The sequence below is a fragment of the Saccharibacillus endophyticus genome (genome assembly GCF_013185185.1).
Taxonomy (GTDB): domain Bacteria; phylum Bacillota; class Bacilli; order Paenibacillales; family Paenibacillaceae; genus Saccharibacillus; species Saccharibacillus endophyticus.
This window is the reverse complement of sequence record NZ_JAAZWE010000004.1, coordinates 194,785-215,398: the sequence shown is the minus strand read 5'-3', so window position 1 is coordinate 215,398 and position 20,614 is coordinate 194,785. Positions and strand designations below refer to the sequence as shown.

The 20,614-nt window shown below is 55.7% G+C and carries 12 protein-coding genes; all 12 read left to right on the top strand.

Going from position 1 to position 20,614, the window contains the following annotated elements; all coding sequences use genetic code 11:
* The first annotated feature begins 115 nt into the window (after window positions 1-115).
* The 12 genes from HRQ63_RS15655 (at window position 116) to HRQ63_RS15600 (ending at window position 20,596) form a co-directional block, all read left to right on the top strand.
* Window positions 116-499: a response regulator gene (locus HRQ63_RS15655; RefSeq protein WP_172245406.1), complete on the top strand. Its 384-nt coding sequence runs from the start codon at window positions 116-118 to the stop codon at window positions 497-499.
* Window positions 496-3,672, top strand: a complete 3,177-nt coding sequence (locus HRQ63_RS15650) for an ATP-binding protein (protein WP_172245404.1) — start codon at window positions 496-498, stop codon at window positions 3,670-3,672. Before HRQ63_RS15655 ends, HRQ63_RS15650 begins: the two co-directional genes overlap by 4 nt.
* Window positions 3,669-5,549, top strand: coding sequence for a response regulator (locus HRQ63_RS15645; protein WP_172245402.1), 1,881 nt, complete (start codon window positions 3,669-3,671; stop codon window positions 5,547-5,549). The genes HRQ63_RS15650 and HRQ63_RS15645 overlap by 4 nt, the downstream gene beginning before the upstream one ends.
* Entirely contained in the window at window positions 5,546-6,652 is a 1,107-nt protein-coding gene (locus tag HRQ63_RS15640; RefSeq protein WP_172245400.1) for a HEAT repeat domain-containing protein, read from the top strand. Before HRQ63_RS15645 ends, HRQ63_RS15640 begins: the two co-directional genes overlap by 4 nt.
* Entirely contained in the window at window positions 6,633-8,135 is a 1,503-nt protein-coding gene (locus HRQ63_RS15635) for a glycosyltransferase family 2 protein (protein ID WP_172245398.1), read from the top strand. Before HRQ63_RS15640 ends, HRQ63_RS15635 begins: the two co-directional genes overlap by 20 nt.
* A gap of 7 nt (window positions 8,136-8,142) precedes the next feature.
* Window positions 8,143-9,375: a hypothetical protein gene (locus HRQ63_RS15630; RefSeq protein ID WP_172245396.1), complete on the top strand. Its 1,233-nt coding sequence runs from the start codon at window positions 8,143-8,145 to the stop codon at window positions 9,373-9,375.
* Window positions 9,376-9,911: 536 nt separating this feature from the next.
* Window positions 9,912-11,123: an S-layer homology domain-containing protein gene (locus HRQ63_RS15625; RefSeq protein ID WP_229714221.1), complete on the top strand. Its 1,212-nt coding sequence runs from the start codon at window positions 9,912-9,914 to the stop codon at window positions 11,121-11,123.
* Window positions 11,123-14,575 carry a DUF5704 domain-containing protein gene (locus HRQ63_RS15620; protein ID WP_172245394.1) on the top strand — a complete coding sequence of 1,151 codons (3,453 nt, stop codon included), beginning with the start codon at window positions 11,123-11,125 and terminating at the stop codon, window positions 14,573-14,575. Before HRQ63_RS15625 ends, HRQ63_RS15620 begins: the two co-directional genes overlap by 1 nt.
* A 114-nt stretch (window positions 14,576-14,689) precedes the next feature.
* On the top strand, window positions 14,690-17,683 hold the full coding sequence (pgmB, locus tag HRQ63_RS15615) for a beta-phosphoglucomutase (RefSeq protein ID WP_172245392.1): 2,994 nt from the start codon (window positions 14,690-14,692) through the stop codon (window positions 17,681-17,683).
* A gap of 172 nt (window positions 17,684-17,855) precedes the next feature.
* Window positions 17,856-18,389: a sigma-70 family RNA polymerase sigma factor gene (locus HRQ63_RS15610; protein WP_229714220.1), complete on the top strand. Its 534-nt coding sequence runs from the start codon at window positions 17,856-17,858 to the stop codon at window positions 18,387-18,389.
* Between the two features lie 16 nt (window positions 18,390-18,405).
* Window positions 18,406-19,821 carry a hypothetical protein gene (locus HRQ63_RS15605; protein WP_172245390.1) on the top strand — a complete coding sequence of 472 codons (1,416 nt, stop codon included), beginning with the start codon at window positions 18,406-18,408 and terminating at the stop codon, window positions 19,819-19,821.
* Window positions 19,822-20,086: 265 nt separating this feature from the next.
* A complete protein-coding gene (locus HRQ63_RS15600; RefSeq protein ID WP_229714219.1) occupies window positions 20,087-20,596 on the top strand; it encodes a sigma-70 family RNA polymerase sigma factor in 510 nt (169 codons plus the stop codon).
* Window positions 20,597-20,614: the final 18 nt, after the last annotated feature.

Here is a 20,614-nt window from a genome sequence, read left to right as displayed (position 1 = left end):
AAGCTTTGTAAGCGATCCGGCACGAAAAGCGAGTTTTGGGGTAAGATTAAGAGAGAACCGAAAATTCCACCGGTTTCCAAATGTCCGGAAGCCGTATACGAACGGGGTGGCCAAATTGGGAAACAAGAAAATACTGATCGCCGAAGACGAGATGGTGCTTCGATTCCTGTTGACGGAGACGCTTGAAGAGGAAGGATTCGATATCGACGAAGCCGAAGACGGCAGGCTTGCCATCGACAGTTTGCGCTACGGAGAGTACGATCTGGTCATTCTCGATTACATGATGCCCGAAGCGACGGGAATCGAGGTCTGCCGCTGGCTGCGGGCCGAAGGCGGGATTAACGCGCAAAAGCCTGTGATCCTGCTGACAGCCAAAGCCGAGGAGAAAGACCGCGAGGAGGCCCGGCAAGCCGGCGTCTCGATATTCGTCTCCAAACCGTTCAGCCCCGCGGAATTAACGGAAATCGTGCATGACTTGACCGGGGAAGGCGCTCCATGATCGGCAAGGTCGGAGGAAGTTTGCAGCGGCGGATCGCTTACGGCACAATGGCTTTGTTTTTGGTATTCGGACTGCTGCTTGCGGCTGTGGAATGGGGCGTGCATCGGCAGTATACGGACATTTCGGCTCAGCTCGATGATCGGATCGAACGATTGAACCTGCTTCAGGACACGGAGCGCGCTTTTTTGGAATCGGTATCGTACCTGCGCGCTTACGCGGCTTACGGCAGGGAAGATTTGCAAAACCGGGCAACGTCGGCACGGGCCGATTACGATCTGTTGTTCAATCGTTTGAGTGCCGCTTACGCCGCGGAAAATGCATCGGACATCGATCCGCTCTCCGAAATGAACGGCCGCTTCGAATCGTATTACGTCGAGGCGCTGCAATTGATCGCGGCCGGAAACGAAGGCGCGCTCGAGACGCTGTCCCAAACGGAAGGCAGCGCGCTCGTGCGACAGATGGAAGACGAATTTTCGGGACTTGTCGGGCAACAGAGGGATCGGATCGTGGAACTGACCGACCGGGGACGCTTTTTGGCTCGCATGGTTTTGATCGTGCCTGGAGCGGCTCTGATCGCGGCGCTGGCCGCCGCCCTGCTGCTGATCCGTTACTTGAGAAAATCGTTCATATCGCCGGTGGTTCAAGCCGAGTCGGCCGTGGGCCGGATCGAACGCGGCGAGATCGTCGAGCTTGACGCCGCGCCCCACCGCAACGAAATCGGCAGCCTGTTCGAAGGAATCGGACGCATGGCCGAAGGCATTCGCAGCAGGCAGGCCGAGCTGGAAAACAATCTGCTGCACATCGAGGAACAGCGCGAAGAACTCGAAGCGCAAAACGACGAGCTCGAAGCGCAGAACGAGCAAATTCTTGAGCAGCGGGAACAATTGGAACGCGCGCTCGAACGTCTGACCCGCCGCGAAGAGCAGTTGGAAGCGATCAACACGTATCAGCGTGCTTTGGTCGGCCTGACGGAATTCGGCGACTTTTTGCGGGAAGCGATCGGTCAGCTTATTTTCGTCACCGGACGCGACGCGGCGATGCTCGTCATGCGCAGCGGCGATAGCCGACGCACCCCCGCCGAAGGTTGGCGGGCGGACGCGCTTGCGGGCGACCACCCCGAAGCTTACGCGGACGAAGCGTTCCGTGCCCGTTTCGGCGAAGAACGCTACGAGCTGCTGTACAGCAGCGGGTATCCCGCCTCGTCGCAAGCCGCATTCGTCGGGGAACCGGCCGGACCGGCGCTGCAAGCGATCGCCGCGAATCGTCCGGTGACGCGGCGGCGTCCGGTTTCCGGGGCGGAAGCAGGCGTTCACGGAGCTTACGAGACGGCTGTGGATACGTATTACCCGGTCTACGACGGGGGAGGACAGGAGCGTCCGGCCGGATTTTTGCTGTTGACCATTTACGGCGACCGGCCTTCCGCGGACGGCGAAGAAGAATTGACGGCCGGAATGATCCGTCAATTTATCGGAGCGTTGGTGGCGCAGTTGACGCAGGCGGAGCGGCAGCGGCAGAGCCGGGAGCTGGAGCGCCTGAATCGGGATTTGGAAAAGGAGAAGCGCAATTTGCTGCACCAGCGCGACTCCACGCAGCAGGTCATCGACTCGATCCACGAAGCGCTGGTCGTCTGCTCGCCTTCCGGCGAAATCCTGATGTGCAATCAGATTACCGGCGAGATGCTGGACCCGATCTTCTGCTCGGGCCGCAACTTCGCCGACGCGATGGACGAGATGAATTCGAAATTCGGCATCGAGGACGACTCGGGCGAACGGATCCGTCTGGCGCTGGATTCCGGGCTGGACGGTACGCGGGCACGTTACGCTTTCGAGCCTCCCGGACGTTCCGCCCGGTATTTCGAAGTATATGTCCAGAAGGTCGAAGACGTGCTGTGGGGCGACGTGCGCCTGTTCGTGTTTCGCGACCGGACGGAAGAAGAAGAGACCAACCGGCTTCGGGACGAGTTCGTCAGCGTCGTGTCTCACGAGTTGCGGACGCCGCTCGCGAGCATACTCGGCTTCGCCGAAATCATGCTGAACCGGACGGTCAAGCCCGAGAAAGCGCAGAAGTACTTGAGGACCATTCACGGCGAAGCCACCCGGTTGTCCGGATTGATCGGGGACTTCCTCGATCTCCAGCGGATCGAAGCGGGCAAGCAGACGTACCGCATGCTGCCGCTGAACCTTAAAGAATTGACGGCGGATATCGCGGCGCAATGGGACGGGCGTTCCGGTCACGAGGTGCGGCTGACGCTGCCGGAAGAACCGTGCGTGGTTCGCAGCGACGGTGACCGTTTGAAACAAGTGCTGCACAATCTGCTGAGCAACGCGATCAAATACTCGCCGGGCAAAATGCTCGTGGATTGCGAGATTCGGCGGGAGCCTTCGAAAGAGGCGGAAGCGGAGGACCGTTGGGTCGTCGAAATCCGGGATTACGGGCTCGGCATCCCCGAAGAAGCGAAGCCTCAACTGTTCGGCAAGTTTTACCGGGTCGACAACTCCGACCGCCGCCAGATCGGCGGCACGGGTCTGGGGCTTGCCATCGTGAAAGAGATGGTCGAAGGACTGGGCGGCGAGATTTCGTTCGATTCGACGCTCGGCGTCGGCAGCGCGTTCCGATTCGCGCTGCCGCTCCTCGAACTGCCGTCCGCGGCGGGAGCGGTATTGGTCCTGGAAGACGACGACAGCCTCGGCGGCTTGATCGAAGAAGCGTTCCGCGGCGAGGCGTTCCGGGTCTGCCGATTCTCCGAAGCCGAGACCGCGCTGCTCGCGCTGGAAGCGGGAAATGCCCAAGCCGCTCCGCGGCTGTGCGTGGTGGATCTGTCGCTGGCCGGCGAGCAAAGCGGTTGGGATTTCATCCGTTATCTCGCCGCGGACGAAAGTTTGCGAAACGTTCCTGTGATCGTGTCTTCGGCACTTGATCCGCCCGAAGGATATGCCGAATCGGAGAGCGGCAAGTATTTGCGCAAGCCGTTCACGGTGCGCGAGCTGCTGGAACTCGGACGTCGGATGATCACTTCCGTCAAGGCCCGAACGGAACTTGCGCTGCCTTTGCCAAGCGAAGCATTGGCCAGAGCTTCGCTGGAAACGCACGGCCTGGGCGTGCGACAGATCGAGGTCGAGACGGATTTCGCGATCGCGGAAATCGAATCCGAAGATAAAGGAGAGCCTACATGAACAAATATCAGAAGCTGTTTATCGACCAGACGGGAGACAACTTGGGCAGAATCCTGAAGCCCGGTGCCCGCAGCGACGAACGTTCCGTTTACCGGATGCTGCATTCGATCAAGGGCACCTCGGGTACCATCGGTTTGCAGGCGTGGTATGAAGCCTCCCTAAGGCTGCTTGACGATTTTGACGAGCACGGCGACCGCGTGTTCAGCGGCGAGGAATTGAGCGGCAAACTGGCCGAATTGTCGGAGCTGTTGAGCGAAGAGCAAGAGGCGAAGCCCGCCGGGGCGTCCGCACCGAACCTCGGATCTTTGCCGAACCAGGCTTCGGAAACTGCGGAAGGGTACGATTCGAGCCGTTCCGATGCTCCGAGCCGAACTTCGGAAACGTTCGGCAATCTTCGCAACGCGATCGCCCGCAGCCTGGGCGTGCCGGAATCGTCGAAAAGCGCCCCGATTCCGGAAGCAGCCGCCTCGTCGGACGCCGCGCCCATGCAGGCCGGCGAAGTTATTCAGGGCGCAAAGGCTTCGCCGGGCAGCGAGGTTAACCGTCGTTCGGAGTCCGGTTTCCGGACCGGCGCTTCCGGTGCGCTTGCCGAGTCGGAAGGAACCGTGCTGCTGCTCGACGACGATCTCAGCCTGCTTGCGCTGCTGAAGGACGTGCTGGAAGAACGGGGATTTACCGTGTTCGCCACTCCGCGCTTCGATAAGGCCGTCGAATGGTTTTACGAAATGCGGCCGGATTGCGCCGTTCTCGACGTGCTGCTGCCGGAACAATCCGGCTTCGAGCTGATGGAACGGCTGCGCGAGCTGTGCGACAACTACATGATCCCGGTCGTGCTGATCACGGCGAAAACCGATAAGGCGACGAGACTGCGCGCTTACGAGAACGGGGCGGACGATTTTCTGTCCAAGCCGGTCGATCCGGAAGAGTTCGTGGTGCGCATCCGTCGCTTGACGCGCCGGCGCAGTCGCCTGACCGGGCAGCTGCTGCTGGATCAGACGACGGGCGCTTACGGCATGCCGTTTCTGGAGCGCGAGCTTACGCGCCAGATCGGTTCGACGGACGCGAGGCGGGAGCCGCTCGCGCTGGCCGCCGTCGAATTGGACGGGCTGCGCCGTTTGAACGAGCGGACCGGCTACCGCGAAGGCGACCGCGTTCTGCGAACGTTCTCCGATGCGGTAAGGCGAATGCTCAGACCTCGCGATATCTGGGCGCGCGACCGGGCGAACCGTTTTTATTTGATGCAGCCGGGGTTCGACGCCGAGCGAAGCCGCGAGTTTCTGGAAGGCGCGCTCGCCGACGAAAGCGTGTTGGCGCTGCTGCGTCCGGACGGGGTCAGCGCGGTGTGCGGCATCATCGACGTCGAAGCCGGTTCGACGCGTCAGCAGGCGCTGGCCGGAGCGCTGCGCGCGCTCGAAGCATCGGCAGGCCGCGAGCCGAAGCCTGACGGCGAAGGCTTCGCTTCGGGGATGCTTCCGCGCAAGCTGCGTTTGGCGATCATCGACGATGATCCGTTGATCCGAAACATTTTGGAGCGTCAGCTCGAAGGCGTGGAAGAAGAGTACGGGCTTGAAGTCCGTTCGTTCTCCGACGGCGAAGACTTCCTGAGCGATCCTTGGCATATCGAGTCTGCGCGCTACCTGCTGATCTTGGACCGGATGATGCCGAGAATGAACGGCATGGAGGTGCTCAGCAGGCTGCGAAGCGGCGCTTACGATCCGGTCTATACCGTGCTCATGCTGACGGGCGTCGGCGACGAACTCGGCATCGCGGAAGCGATCCGGGCCGGAACGGACGATTACATGACCAAGCCGTTCAGCATGATCGAGCTGGAAGCCCGCGTGCGCAGGCTGCTCGGCAAAGTCGAGGCGATGACATGACCGACTCCCAATTTTTGCTCGTCGTATGGATCGGGATCGCCGTGCTGGTGCTGGTCATCTTGTTGGTCCTGTTTTATCTTGTCGAACGGAAAATCCGCCGCATGCGGCATCGGAGGCAGGTACGGGCGGCGATTGCGGTGTTCGCCTCGCCGACCTCGCCGCTTGAAGATTATTTGCGCAGCGGCGATCGAACCCGCAGGCTGACTGCCCCCGGAGGCGGGGAAGGTCTTCGCCGCGAGGCGCTGGAGGAAGCGCTGCTGGATCGGCTCAGCGTCGGCGCGTCCGAGACGGAGCGGCAGCGCATTTACGAGTTCGCCGCCGGCTACTTTTCCGAAGAATACGCGTATTTGCTCGGAAGAAGACGCTGGAGCGACAGAATGAACGCGCTGCTGCATATCGAGAAGTTTCGGATACGGGGGCTGAAAGAGCCGCTGCTGCTGCGCCTCGACAAGCTCGGCGAAGGCGGGAAGACGGACGACGAGCGCTTTTTGTTGGTGCGAACGCTGTCGGCGCTGCAAATCGGGGAAACGTTCGATTACTTGGACATGGCCGCCGAGCGCTTTTCGGAGCTTCAACTGCTGCAGGTGCTTCGCCCGATGAAAGGCGAAATGGCCGAACGCCTGATTCGCGATTTCGAACGTCTTCCGCTTCGGGTACGGCGCTGCGTGTTGGATACGCTTCGGTTGGGCAATGTCCGGACGACCGAAGTGCTGGAACTGCTGGAGCGCTGCATGAAGTCCGAAGATACCGAAACGCGCATCCGCGCGCTCAAAGCTTTGGCGAACTTCGGGTATATGAGCGAAGAGGCGGCGGACAGGCTGGACGCGCGCATGGCGGAAGGCGATTCGGTGATCTGGCCCGAGCGCCTGATGCACGCCCGTTTGGCCGGGGCGGTGCGCGAAGAGCGGTTCGCCGCGCATCTCGAGGCGATGATGGCCGATCCGTCCTACGAGGTTCGCCGGGAGGCCGCGAATTCGCTGTCGAACTATCGGGGCGGGATCGATCGCATCCGGCAGGTGGCGGATCATCATCAGGACCGTTTCGCCCGGGACATGGCCGTGGAGATTCTGGAAAGGAGGGCGTATGAACGAAACGTGGTTTGAATTCATGATGCAGGCGCACCGGATTTTCGGTTACGCGATCATGGTTTACGTCGGATTGTCGGCAGGAGTATACATCTTTATGTACGCCGCCGCCGCTCGAAGCCTGTGGCGCGACCGCGATCTCAGCCCGATCCAATACAGCACGGTATTGGAAACGGAGCTCGTGCCTCCTTTGAGTATCGTCGTGCCGGCGTATAACGAAGAGGTCAACATCGTCGGCAGCGTCCGCTCGCTGCTCGGCATCAATTACAAGCAATTCGAAATCGTGGTCGTCAACGACGGATCGAAGGACCGGACCGCCGACATCATGATCGAAGAATTCGATATGTCCGAGGTCAAAGGACGCGTGCCGTTCGCCGGACTCAAGCGGGAAACGAAGCCGATCCGGGCCGTGTACCGTTCGCTGCGCCATCCGAACCTGGTGCTCGTGGACAAAGAGAACGGCGGCAAAGCGGACGCGCTGAACGTGGGCATCAATGTCTCGCGTTACCCGTATTTCGTGTCGCTGGACGGCGATACGGTGCTGGACGCGAATGCTTTTATCAAAGTGGTCAAACCGATCATGGACGCGCGTCCCGGCGAAGAAATCATCGCGACCGGCGGCAGCGTCGGCATCGCCAACGGCAGCATGGTCGACAGCGGTTACCTCAGCAGCGATAACGTGCGTTTGTCGGATAAGCCGCTCGTCATCATGCAGGTCATCGAGTATCTGCGGGGCTTCCTGATGGGACGGATCGGCCTCAGCCGTTACAACATGCTGCTGCTGATCTCCGGCGCGTTCGGGGTATTCAACAAAAAGTGGGTGGTCGACGTCGGCGGTTACGAGACCGGAACCATCGGCGAAGACATGGAATTGACGGTGCGGCTGCACCAAGAGATCCGCCGCAGAAAAAGCAAAGCCCGCATCGTTTACGTGCCGGAGCCGGTGTGCTGGACGGAAGCGCCGGAAAGTTTCACCATCCTGCGCCGTCAACGTACCCGCTGGCAGCGGGGGCTGTTCGAAAGCATCTGGAAGCACAAAAACATGGTGCTGAATCCGCGCTACGGCCGGGTCGGCATGGTATCGATGCCGATGTTCCTGTTTATCGAGCTGCTCGGGCCGTTGGTTGAAATATTCGGATACATCACGGTCGTGTTCGGCTTTTTCCTCGACCGGATCAACATTCAGGTCTCGCTGTCGCTCGCGTTGATGATGCTGCTGTTCGGCTCGCTCGTTTCGGCGGGAGCCGTGCTGTTCGAGGAATGGCGGTTCCACAATTACAACCGGATCCGCGACGTGCTGAAAATGTTCGCCTACGCGCTTTCGGAATCGTTTTGGTACCGGCCCGTGCAGACGTTATGGCGGACGCAAGGCTTGATTCAAGCGATTCGCGGCAAAAAACACGGTTGGGGCGAGATGACCCGGGTCAACGTGCTGGGCGCCAATAAAAAACCAGGCACGATCGCGGGCGCGAACCCGGCTCCGCCGGAGAAGAAGGAGTGAACCGGAATTGAAAAAAAAGAAACCGTTCCCCCGATTTTGGGCCGGTCTTGCGGCATTGATGCTGCTCCTGCTTCTGCCGTGGATCATTTGGGAAGTTCGTCCCGCCAAGACTTTGTCCGTTGCCGTGTTGGATAAAACCGTAACGGACGAAAGTTACCGGGAGCATAAAGGATTATTCTGGACATTGAATCAACAGAAATACCGAATGCCCGGAGGCGAAAAATATTTATACGATCGCGATTATTACGGTAATTATCCTCCCGAAAACGGCCTGCGGCATGCGGAGCGAACGCTGGCGGAGATGCCGGCGGACACGCAGCTGATTTACGTCGCGGACACTTACGGCCTGGCCGAAGCCCAGAATGCGGACGATACCGACGCGGAAGCGGGCGTTCCTGCCAACGCGGGCGGCCAAACGCCCGATTCGCAGGAGGGCGGCATGAAAACGGTGGACGTCAATGTGCTGGAAGCGGCTGCCGCGCGCGGCACCATGCTGATCGCGGAGTTTAACTCTGTCGCGGCCCCCACGCTTGATCCCGTTCGCGATCGCGCCAGCGCCTTGTTCGGCATGAAATGGACCGGCTGGACGGCGCGTTATTTTCCGGATTTGACGCAAGGCGTCGAGGTTCCGGCTTGGGTGCCGGACCGTTACCGGGAAATCACGGGCAGGGAATGGAATTACGAAGGAGCCGGTTTCCTGTTCGTGCAGGACGACGGCGATCTGTTCGTGCTGCGCGAAGGCCAAGAAACCGAAGGAGGGGCACGCATTTCCTTTACCGAAGCCGGCCGGGAGCGCTTCGGAATCCGTCCCGAGAACCGTTACAATTATTGGTTCGATATCGTCACGGCTTCTGCCGACAGCGAAGTTTTGGCGAACTACGATCTTCAATTGACCGGCAACGGCCGCGCGTTGCTCGCCGAGCACGGCGTTAGGGAAAGCTTCCCGGCCGTGATCCGGCGCGAAGGAACCGTCGATGCTTCCGAGTTGTCTTTCGGTTCCACGGCTGCTCCTTCCGCCGCGCAGGTAAGCTATTATTTCGCCGGCGATTACGCGGACCACGACGAATATCCGTTTTGGCGAAGATACGCGGGCTGGCCGGCGTTCAAAAGCTGGTTTACCTTTGATGCGCCCGGCAGCGAAGATGCTTTTTACTGGGATGTTTACGTGCCGATGATGCAGAAAATCCTGAAAGAAGCGTCCTCGGTGCAATTGTCCGCCGACGCGACAGGTTCGCGGTAATCCCATCAGATCCGAAGCTGCAAAAGGACGGATAAAAGGAATGAAAAATACGGATTTGCTTACATTTCGATTCAGATCTCTACGAATTCGAAAAACTTCTTCTCTATTTTGAAAAATTAGGGATTCACAAAAAGCAAACGGGCGATTATAATGCAGTTGTAAGCCCTTTCAACACAACCCTGACTTGGAGTCTTCGCTTCGGCGCAGACTCTCTTTTTATGAGATTTTTGCGTAATAGAGTATGAATTTCTCTTGCATTTCCTCTGACTCTGAAATAAAGTGGGGTTATCGTAAATAAACCGACGCTTACGCGAAGCACGCGGACGTCTTCTTTCCATTCATGGAAGGGGGCCGTCCGCTTTTTTGTGCGCAAATGGACGATCAGGATTTGCTTGCGATGAATTACCTGTTCTTTGAAAACAAAAAATGGGACTTTCCCAATTCATGCAACCAAGCGACAATGGAAGAGTACGTCCGGGCGGGATGGGCCTGGATTCATATATGTGAAATGCAAAAGAACGAAGGGGGAGAATGAAGTGAACAAGGTTTGGAGCAAATGGATCAAAGCTACAGCAGCATCGATGGTATTGGTGGGAGCCGTTTGGGGAAGCGGAGCCGCATCTACGGTCAAAGCGGCAGGCACGCAGTTTTCGGACGTGAAGTCGAGTCATTGGGCGTACAGCGCCGTACAGAAGGCCGTAGCGAAGGGATATGTTGACGGATATACGAATGGGACGTTCAAGCCGGATACAAGCGTAAGCCGCGCCGAGTTCGTTAAGATGGTCGTGGCGGCGATGAAGCTGGAGACGACGCCTGCAAGCGGCAAATGGTACGTGCAATACGTCAACGCCGCAACGAAAGCCGGTCTGTACGCATCGAGTGACTTCGCGAATAACGATTCCGGCTGGAACAAAACCATGACGCGCGAAGAGATGGCCCGCGTCGCGGCCCGCGCAATCGGCGAGAAAACATCCGAGAACGACAAATGGATGTACCTCGCCACCAAGTCCGGCCTGATCCAAGGTGTCGGTAAAGGGCAGCTTGCCCCGCAAGGCCTCACGACGCGTGCGCAATCGGTCGTGATCATCGAGCGCATCCTGAGCGTCAACACGGGTACCGAACTCGATACCGACCTGTACGCAACCGGCGCTGCGGAAATCCTCTGGCACGGCACGAACATCTTCACGGTGATGCCGGAAATGTTCGTCACTCCGGATTCGGATTGGAAAAACAAAGGCAAGTCGTCGATCGAGGAAATGTGGAACGAAAAAAACATGACGATTACGTCGAAAGACGGCCTGTATCAAGGCAAGCTGGACGCTCTGATCGCGATCGACCTCGCCGACCCAAGCGACCCGAACCGCGCGCTGCTGGGCAATGTGAATACGCTGAAATGGGATAACAACACCATCATGGACAATCCCGTGAAAGGTAATACAAACAGTTATGTACTCTATTTCAAAGGTAAATCCGTATTCAACAAAGACATCAAAAAATACAACCCATCTTATGTCGGAGTGAAAACCGAAGTATCTGGATTCGGCTCACCAAACATCAATGCTTTTTATGCGGGCAAACTCAATAAATCAGCGAAAATCTTTAGCAAAGACCCAGGTGATATGCCTGCTGTAATCATCCCGAAATCCGGATGGGTTCAAACCAGTGACATTTCGATCAAACTGCAAATCCCAGCTGGCGGATCGCTGTTCTTTGAACAAGACCTCATTCGTCTGCGTGGTACACGCTAATGAATAAAATCCGGCGACGCTTAACGATTGTCGGACTCAGCACACTGCTCCTTGCGGGCAGCGTGCTGAGTGTTTTTTTTCCGAATCAAGGCGAACTAGAAGCCGCCGTACAAAAGAAAAAGATCACCTATACGGCAGAATCGGGCGTCAAACCCCTAACCAATCTAAATTCGGTGACATTCGGAAAAGTCAAAACCGCAAGTACCATTAACATCAGTGAAAATGCGGGGGCCAACAACAAAATACAAAAAATTGTGTTTTATCGCGGAACCGAAGAAGTCAAAACCGTAAACGTTAATGCGCAAAGTTATACCGGAAGCGAAACCTTTAAGGGGAAAGCCTTACCCGTTCTATCCAAAGAAAACGGATCAGCAGGATCATGGTTCGCCTGGTCACGCGGCATTACCGATCCGCTATGGCAAGCCGGTGATAACGGTAAATGGTATGCCTACAAAGATACAGATGGAGAAATCACAGTTGAAGACATCACAACAGTAAATAATGGGAGGCCCTACAATTTCAAATACCGGGAATACCCGTACAAAGAAGTTCGATTAACAATCAAATACCCAAGAACAAAAAATTATTTTGGCGAACTTAATGGTAAAGATGTCCAAATCCCAACATCCTATATTGACAATACTGCTGATACGATTCGACAACAAAACCCGAACACACCAAATGGGACGAATGTAGTCGTCAATAATGATGTAGACATAGATACGGGAAACTTACCTATAACCGGTACAAATGACAGTTCTACAGAAATTGAGAGCATTATAATCGGTGTTGAACCTGATGGCAACGAAAACACACCAACCCGAAGTCTCGATTACGCAACAATACAGTTTACACAAAAACATGGGCCCACACGGAATAAATATTATCTGCGGGATAGCGATACGGCACCCATGGTGAAGTACGGTACGAAAGGTGATAATGCGCAGGCCATGGTGTTCTACTACGCGGCGTACAAATTCCAAATGAAATCCTTCACGTATCAATATCCGGATTCGTATTGGGTCTACACCGAAAAAGGGGAGCCGGAAACGGGCGAATCAATCGGCTTTTGTAACGTCCGAGAAGGACGGACGATCGAAGGGGACGCCGAAGGGATGAAACCCAACCCAAGTGCCGTAATCAAAGCTGACCAGCGGGACCGCGAAATCTTTGATGTGCTGCAAGGCATTCCGACATCGGAGAGTCTGTACGGCAATGTCTTAACCAAAAATTATTTGAACCAATATAAGTTCCAAGAACACAAAGTAACCTGCATTTATGAGGTCGATGTCACGCAGCTCTACGTGCTGAAATGGGACCCCGGCCAACCAAACCCGGCAACACCGCCTGTACCGACACGAATACCCAATCCGCAGCAAGAAGATGCCCAGGTAATTTATCCGATTCATACCGAACGATACTTCACGTATTGGACCGTTGAAAAACTGGGAATTTACCAGATCGATAGCGCGGAACTCAAAAACTACGCGTTTGAAGGCGAAACCATCACCATTTATCCAAACGGATATGTACCGCCAACACTCACATTAGAGAAAAACGGCGAATACACCGCTCCGGATAAACCGGCGGCGTTTGTCGCACCGGGTGTAATTGAAAGAGACGGCGGAACGTCCAAACCTTCACCAAGCAACGACATTGATCTCGCCCAAGGCTACGTTGAAGAAAAAATCGGACAAGTCAAAGGTAAAAACGATAAAGTCGTCTTCAACGGTCAAACGATTATGAGTGACCAAGAAGCCGAAGTCCAAACACCCGTCCCGAGCAAAATACCAAACGGAACCATGATCAGCCGAAACGTGCTATACAGTCCCGACCATATGATCCCCATGACGAAAACCAACCGAATGGCGGCTCCAAGTATGGGTACCGTCACGTACGCCGGGCTGAGCGACAACTACGACGCCGAAGACGGCGACACGTATCCAATCCCGGGCATCAACCCGGTTACGGTGCACACCCCGGTCGTGAACTATTCGTCCACATCCGATGATGCCGCGCACAACCAAAAAACGACGCCGAACTACAGTCGTCAAGCGTTCATCTTGGATCGGCCATTTACAATCACAATGCCAACCAGCGGGCAGCATCAAAACTACCCGGGGTACGGCAATCGCGACTACGCGAAGTATTTCCGAAGCAAAGAAGTTTCTTTCCCGTTCGATACATATTCCGCTGATCGAACAACGTTCTACCCGAAAGGCACCTGGATCAATATCCCGATCTCTCAGATCACGACCGAATTCTTCCTTCCCGTCTGGGTCGACGAAGGCGACTACACCGTCACCTTCCGCAATACCGCCGAAAACGCACCGGATGTTCAACCAACCCAACAAGATGCAAACTTCGATCTCATCCACCACGGTGCAAGCGACACCGTCGACGTTGAAGTGATCGGCCGTTTATACGATTTCCACATCACGGATATCGCCGATTACAATTGGGAGATGGTTTTCCGCACCCAAGAAGGCAGCGCCGTCTACACCGGCAACACCTACTGGACCGGACTGCAAGGGATCGACGGAGCCGCGCGCGGAAACGCACCGCCGTTCACCCTACCGATTCTGCCGGGCAGCAACCCGCTCGAAGGGATGAAAAACATCACGGTGAAAACCGGCTACCACATCAAGTTCGACTTGAAGACCAAAGGCAATATGTTCGGCAAAACCGACGGCATCCGAATTACGCCAAGCTTCACGTTCGTCAGCACAGACGGCAAGACCCAAACGCCTGTCGATCTGTACTACAACGACGACCACCGAACGTTCATCAAGGTCGGATCGCCGGAAGACACGGAAGAGCGCTACATCATTCTAAACGACCGCCTGCGCAACGTACCCGAGGAGGAATTGACCGATACTGCCAGATATAAGTACGACAACTACTACACGTTTGCGGAAATGAACGGCGTCAGTCGCGACATGTTTATCGCCGACTACATCCGCCGCTTCACCAAAGAAAAAACGCCGATTGGCGGTTTTGATCTCCTGCTGCTGCCGGAGCAAATCCGCACGCTGATCGGACCCAAGGCCAACCTCCCCGGTTCGGTCGATTTTGCGCGTGCCAATGCGGCGGTACAAAAGTGGTATGGGCATTACAGCCTACCAGGCGATCCGTATGTCGTAGTCAAAGGAACCAACCTGGCCGAATACGGACGGACGCACGGCGGTCTGACGAAGCGCGATCCGGTCTTCCTGCGGGACGGCTATATCATCTTGAATTTTAACATCGAGAGCATCCGCGAGGGCAACCTGAACGCGCCGCATTTGCAGTATATCAACGCCCCGCTCATGAATCAGTGGTCGCTGGAAGGGTTTAAGCTTAGCGTGCAAGATTCATGGAAAAACACGTTTGCGCTAAAAGACGGCGATATTGTCTTTTTCAATGCGGACAAGTCATACAAAGATGATTTTCAGGCCGAGGTCAATCATTGAATTTTAATTTCTCTTTCCCTTTTCCCTGCAATAAAGTTACTTACCCGAAGCCAGGTGGGTAATAAGTTGAGATGTGTTGCAGAGGAGATCACGATAGGAATGGGAGGAACATACATGAAGCATTCATCCGCCGGACCAATCTATGCGTATGAACCATGGACAATAACCGAGCATACATTGGATACCGACCAGAATTTGCGCGACGAAACCATCTTCGCGGTGGCGAACGGATACATCGGCATGCGTGCCAATTTCGAGGAAGGCTATTACGGACCGTTAGGGACCTCCTTGCGCGGAACCTATATTAACGGCTTCTATGAATCGGCGCCGATCGTTTACGGGGAAGAGACCTACGGTTCCGCCCATGACCGCGAGACGATGCTGAATGTCGCAGACGCGCAGATCATCCGGATTTGGTTGGAAGACGAACCTGTGCATATGTTCCAAGGCACTTTGTTCGCATACTGGCGTCAACTCGATATGCGAAAAGGCACGGTCACCCGAACGATCCAGTGGCGCTCGCTTGAAGGCCGGGAAGTGGAAATCACTTTCGAACGCATGGCTTCGCTCGATGATCCGCACCTGCTGCTTTTGCGCTGCACGGTCAAGCCGATGAATTTCGACGGGAAAATCCGTTTCGAATCGGAGATCGACGGCAACGTCGTGAATCAGTCGTCTTCGGGCGATCCGCGTTCCGGTTCTTCGTTCTCGGGTCCCGTGCTGACGACGTTGGAGATGCGCGAAAACAAAACGTATATGGGCATCGCGCAGCGTACCCGGGTAACCGGATTTCACGTGACCTGCGCGGCCGAGCATAAATTTTCGGGCGGCGATTACGAGCTGGAGACCGATTCGTCGAGCGGCAGAGTGGAAAAGCGGTTTACCGTTTCTGCTCAAGCCGGAGAACAATTCACGTTGGAGAAATACGTCGTCTACCATGCTTCGGAGGAACCGAATATCGGCGATCTGTGGAAAGAAGGCATTCGTCAGTTGGATGAAGCCTGGGAACGCGGTTACGAGAGCTATGCCATTGTTCAGGAAGGCATTCTTGACGAGTTCTGGATGTCCGCGGACATTGCGATAGAAGGCGACGAAGCGCTCCAGCAGGGGCTTCGTTTCAGCGCTTACCATATGTTCCAATCCGTAGGTCGCGACGGTCGTACCAATATGGCGGCAAAAGGACTGACCGGCGAAGGCTATGAAGGACACTATTTCTGGGATACGGAGATGTACGTGCTGCCGTTCTTCCTGTACACCGAGCCGGAGATTGCGCGCAAGCTGCTCGATTACCGTCATTACATCCTGCCCGAAGCACGCGAATGGGCGGCAAAGCTCAATTTCAAAGGCGCGTTGTTCCCTTGGCGGACGATTAGCGGCAAAGAGACGTCGGCGTATTTCCCGGCAGGGACGGCGCAGATCCATATCAATGCCGATATCGCGCATGCGATCAAGATTTACAATGAAGCCGTCGACGACCCGGACTACAAGTACGGTGACGGTCTGGAAATCCTGATCGAAACGAGCCGCTTTTTCGCCGATTACGGAAGCTTTATCCCCGGAAGAGGATTTTGCATCAACGGCGTGACCGGACCGGACGAGTACACGGCGCTGGTGAACAACAATGCCTACACCAACGTCATGGTCCAGGATCAATTCGAATATACCGTGAAGCTGATGGAAGAAATGAAGGACATGCACGAAGGACGCTGCGAGGAATTGTGCGACCGGCTTCAGGTGAGCGATGCCGAGATCGGATCTTGGCGCAAAATGGCCGAGGAAATGTTCATTTACCGCGAGCAGGGCATGATCGGCCAAGATGACACGTTCTTGCATAAAGCCCCATGGAACTTTGCCGATACGCCGAAAGACAAATATCCGCTGCTGCTGCATTATCACCCGATGGACATTTACCGCCATCAGGTATTGAAGCAGGCCGATCTGGTGCTCGCGTTCCACTTGCATCCCGATCGATTCACCCGTGCGGAAAAAGCTCGTGCCTACATTTACTATGAAGGATTGACGACTCACGACTCTTCGCTGTCCGCCTGCGTGCATTCCATGGTCGCGTCGGAGCTGGGTTATCTGGATCAGGCGTACGAGTTCTTTATGGAAACGGCGCGGCTCGATCTGGACGATACGCACGGCAACGTGAAGGACGGCATCCACGCCGCGGCTATGGCAGGGAGTCGCTTGGCGATCCTGAACGGCTTTGCGGGCATGAAACAGGACGAGGACAAGCTGAGCTTCCGTCCGGTCATCCCGGATCAATGGGAACGTTACGCCTTTTCGCTCAAATGGAAAGGACGGCGTCTGCATATCAACATTTCTGCCGATTCGACCACTTATCGCGTGCTGGAAGGCGACCCGGTCAAAATCGAGCATTTCGGCGTCGAAGCGGAACTTGAGGAAGAACTCACCTTGCCGAACCGGATTTTGGGCGGCGTGTTGTTCGACCTTGACGGAGTCATCACGGACACGGCCGAGCTGCACTATCAGGCGTGGAAAGAGTTGGCCGACGAGCTGAACATTCCGTTCGACCGCGAATACAACGAGAAGCTCAAAGGCGTCGACCGGATGGCTTCGCTGAAGCTGATCCTCAAAAACGGCGACCGCGAGTTTTCGCAAGACGAACTGGTCAAGTTGGCCGATCAAAAAAACGAACGCTACAAAGAGCTGCTGGAGACGTTGACGCCGGACGCGCTTCTGCCGGGCGTGCGCAAGCTGCTGAAGGCGCTGCGCCGGGACGGTATCCTCGTCGCTTTGGCTTCCGCCAGCCGCAACGCTCCGACGGTGCTCGATCGCCTCGGCGTAACCGACTTGTTCGATTACGTGGCCGATGCCGGAGCAGTAGCGCTGCAAAAGCCGGACGCGGAAATTTTCCTGAACGCGGCTGAAGGACTCGGCGTGCATCCGCTGCGCTGCATCGGAATCGAAGACGCGGAAGCCGGCGTGCTCGCGATTCATCGCGCGGGCATGCCGGCGGTCGGTATCGGGACCGAGGAGACGCTGCCGGATGCCGATCATCATGTCGCAACCCCCGCTGATCTGACTCCGGCGCTGCTGCGGGAATGGATGGAAGAATTTCCGAAGCGGGAGTTAAAAGGCTAACGTTGATCGCAATGATAATCCCGATTAAATAAGCAACGCTGTTCCATAACCGGCCGTGCGTCGTATCCTGAAAAGGAACGCGCGCGGCTTTTTTTCTTTTTTCCGACAAATGAAACTTTCCACGGGGAACAATCCGTCATAGCGGTGCAAAGTGACAAGAGGGGGGAATGAGGTGGCCGGGACGTTGAAAACGGAAGAGGCGGAGCAGCGGGTTCGTCACGGAGAGGAAGAACGGTTTTTCGAGCGAATCGACAGACAAAGCGGGAAGCTGTACAGTATCGCCTACAGTTATCTGCGCAGTGAAGCGGATGCGCTGGAGATGCTGCAAGAAGCGTCGTACCGGTCTTGGGCGAAGCGCGGATCGCTGAAAAACGACCAATTATTCGACTCGTGGTTGATCCGTATTCTGATTAACTGCTGCATGGATGAGCTAAGGCGGCGCAAGCGGGTGATTCCGGTCGAACAGATCGGGGAGCGCGGGAGCGCACCGGGAATGGCGCAGATGCAAAGCTCGGATCAGTCGGATTTGGAACATGTGCTGAGCAATCTGCCGCAAAAGTATCAGCACGTCTTGATTCTGCGCTTCTACCACGATATGACGCTGGCGGAAATCGCAGAGATTCTGGGCAAACCGGAGAGTACGGTGAAGAGTCGATTATATCGCGCGTTAAAGCAGATGCGGACAAAGCTGGAACGTCATCGCTAGAAGGGAGAGGAAGCGAATGCAGATGAATGATCACTTGGAAAAAAGAATCCGGCAGGACGCCGAGACTCTTCGTCATCTGTCAACCATGCCTTCGGCAGCGGAGCGCAGCGCGGCGATTCGCAAGGGGATGCGGCGTGCGGAGAATGGGAAGCCGCGCAGGAAAGGCATGATTTACGGCGGAGTTGCGGCGGCGATTGCGGCAGGGGCCTTGCTGTTCGCGGATTCAGGGCCGCTGCAAGGCGTTTTCGGCCACAGCGGCACGCATCACTCGTCATTTCTTCCGGAAGCTGACAAGTGGGAGCCTTTTCTTAAATTACTGAACGGCAACGACAGACTAAGCAGTGCTTGGAAGCAAGGGTTCATCGAACCGGCGGATGCGGTGTCGGTCGAAGAGAACGGCATGAACTTGAAGATCGAGGGCATGATTCGGGATAGCCGCAGCGTGACGTTGTTGTACAAGTTGAAGTCGCCGGAGGGAGAAGCGGCAGAGTGGGATACGCCGAAGCTGCTGGATGCCTTTTACGGAAAAGAAACGACGACCAAGAATTGGGTTCATCGGACGTACTTCAATACCGGAGAAGGAGCCACATACGGTTACGCGACATTGTTTTTCAGCGGAGAAGCCGAAAACAGGGCGGAGACTTTCAATTTGAAGGTAGATGCTTTATCTCTGCGGTCTCCCGACCAAGGAAAACGGCTCGGAACGTTCGTCGTTCCGTTACGCCTCCCGTCGACTTCGTCGCAAGAACAAGAAATCGTTTACGACCAACCCAAGCAGCTGATCGTGTCCGGCCAGATTATACAAGTCCATCGGGTGCTGCTTACTCCGATTTCCGTGTATTTGAACGTATCCGAAGACCCGGACAATACGGATAAGCTGTTTGATCTCATTGAGCCGACTTTGACTCTTGAGCAAGACGAACAGACTTTCAAGCTTCAAGAGCCGAGCGTTCCTTCCCTTATCGAAGGGCGGCAGGGTTGGGAGATGAGTTTTGTAAACCAAATCGGAATCGTCAATCCCGACGCTCTATTGTTCGGTGTGACAGGTATCCAATCGTTGTCGAAGGAGCAGCTTAATCTGGTGTTGAACACGGAGGAAGAAAGCGTGCTTCAAGCACCGGAAGACGGCTTTGCCTTGCAGGTAACCAAAGCCAAAGCAAACACCAGGCAGGTTGCCGTTCACTATCCGGTTCATGAAGACGAATTCGGACGACTCGGCTCTATGAGGCTCAATGCCGTATTTACGGACGGCGACGGCAAGGAACACGAGATGGTATCGTCAGAAGGAGCAATGCAAACGGGAAAAGGAGACAGCGAGTCTGCGAGCGATACGTTTTACATTCCCGATCAAGACTATCCGCAGCCGTTGACCTTTACGATCAGCATGTACCCGGGAGGCATTCGCGACGAGCAGGAAGTGTTGTTAAAATGATCCGCCGTCCGTCATTCGATCAAACCGTGGAGTCCTCATCGGCCTTCGCGGTTTTTTGTTTATTTTTTCGAATTCGAAAACCGTTCGCGGCCTAAACGCCGTCTATGATACATAATCGATTAAAAAAAGAAACACGCGTGGCAGCACCTTGTCAACGCTAAAGGTAAGGTTACGCCCGAATGAAACGCACCTGAAGCGTGCGCCTTTCATTCGAACGTAATCCTCCGATTAAGAGTTGAAAGGGTTGTAAAAGGAGGGGTTGCAGGTGGACGCACCGATAGAAGCGAAGCAGGAAGGCGCGCGCGCAGTCGCTGACAGCGAAGAGTTTTTTATCGGCAAAATAGCCGAGCATCGACGGAAGTTATACGGGATCGCTTTCAGTTATTTGCACAATGAGGCAGATGCGCTCGAAGCGATTCAGGAAGCGTCTTGCAAAGCATGGATCAAGCGCAAATCGCTCAAGGACGACGCATTGTTTTTACCGTGGATGATTCGCATTTTGATCAACTGCTGCATGGACGAACTGAGGAAACGCAAGCGGGTAATCGTGTCGGACAAGGCCGGAGAAGATCGGGGAGCCGAGATGGTCAGTTCGAATCGGGTCGATCTGGAACGGGCATTGGCCAAACTGAGCGCGAAGCATCGCCATGTCGTGATCCTGAAATATTATCACGATATGACGTTGACCGAGATTGCGCGGGTGCTGAACAAGCCGGATGGGACGGTCAAGACCTGGCTGCATAAGGCACTCAAGCAAATGCGGGAGCTCGTATAGGACAGACGGACCGGATTT

Coding starts and splice junctions, on each gene's coding strand:
- HRQ63_RS15620 (WP_172245394.1), top strand. CDS start 11,123: ATGAATAAAATCCGGCGACGCTTAACGATTGTCGGACTCAGCACACTG.
- HRQ63_RS15645 (WP_172245402.1), top strand. CDS start 3,669: ATGAACAAATATCAGAAGCTGTTTATCGACCAGACGGGAGACAACTTG.
- pgmB (WP_172245392.1), top strand. CDS start 14,690: ATGAAGCATTCATCCGCCGGACCAATCTATGCGTATGAACCATGGACA.
- HRQ63_RS15640 (WP_172245400.1), top strand. CDS start 5,546: ATGACCGACTCCCAATTTTTGCTCGTCGTATGGATCGGGATCGCCGTG.
- HRQ63_RS15650 (WP_172245404.1), top strand. CDS start 496: ATGATCGGCAAGGTCGGAGGAAGTTTGCAGCGGCGGATCGCTTACGGC.
- HRQ63_RS15635 (WP_172245398.1), top strand. CDS start 6,633: ATGAACGAAACGTGGTTTGAATTCATGATGCAGGCGCACCGGATTTTC.
- HRQ63_RS15605 (WP_172245390.1), top strand. CDS start 18,406: ATGCAGATGAATGATCACTTGGAAAAAAGAATCCGGCAGGACGCCGAG.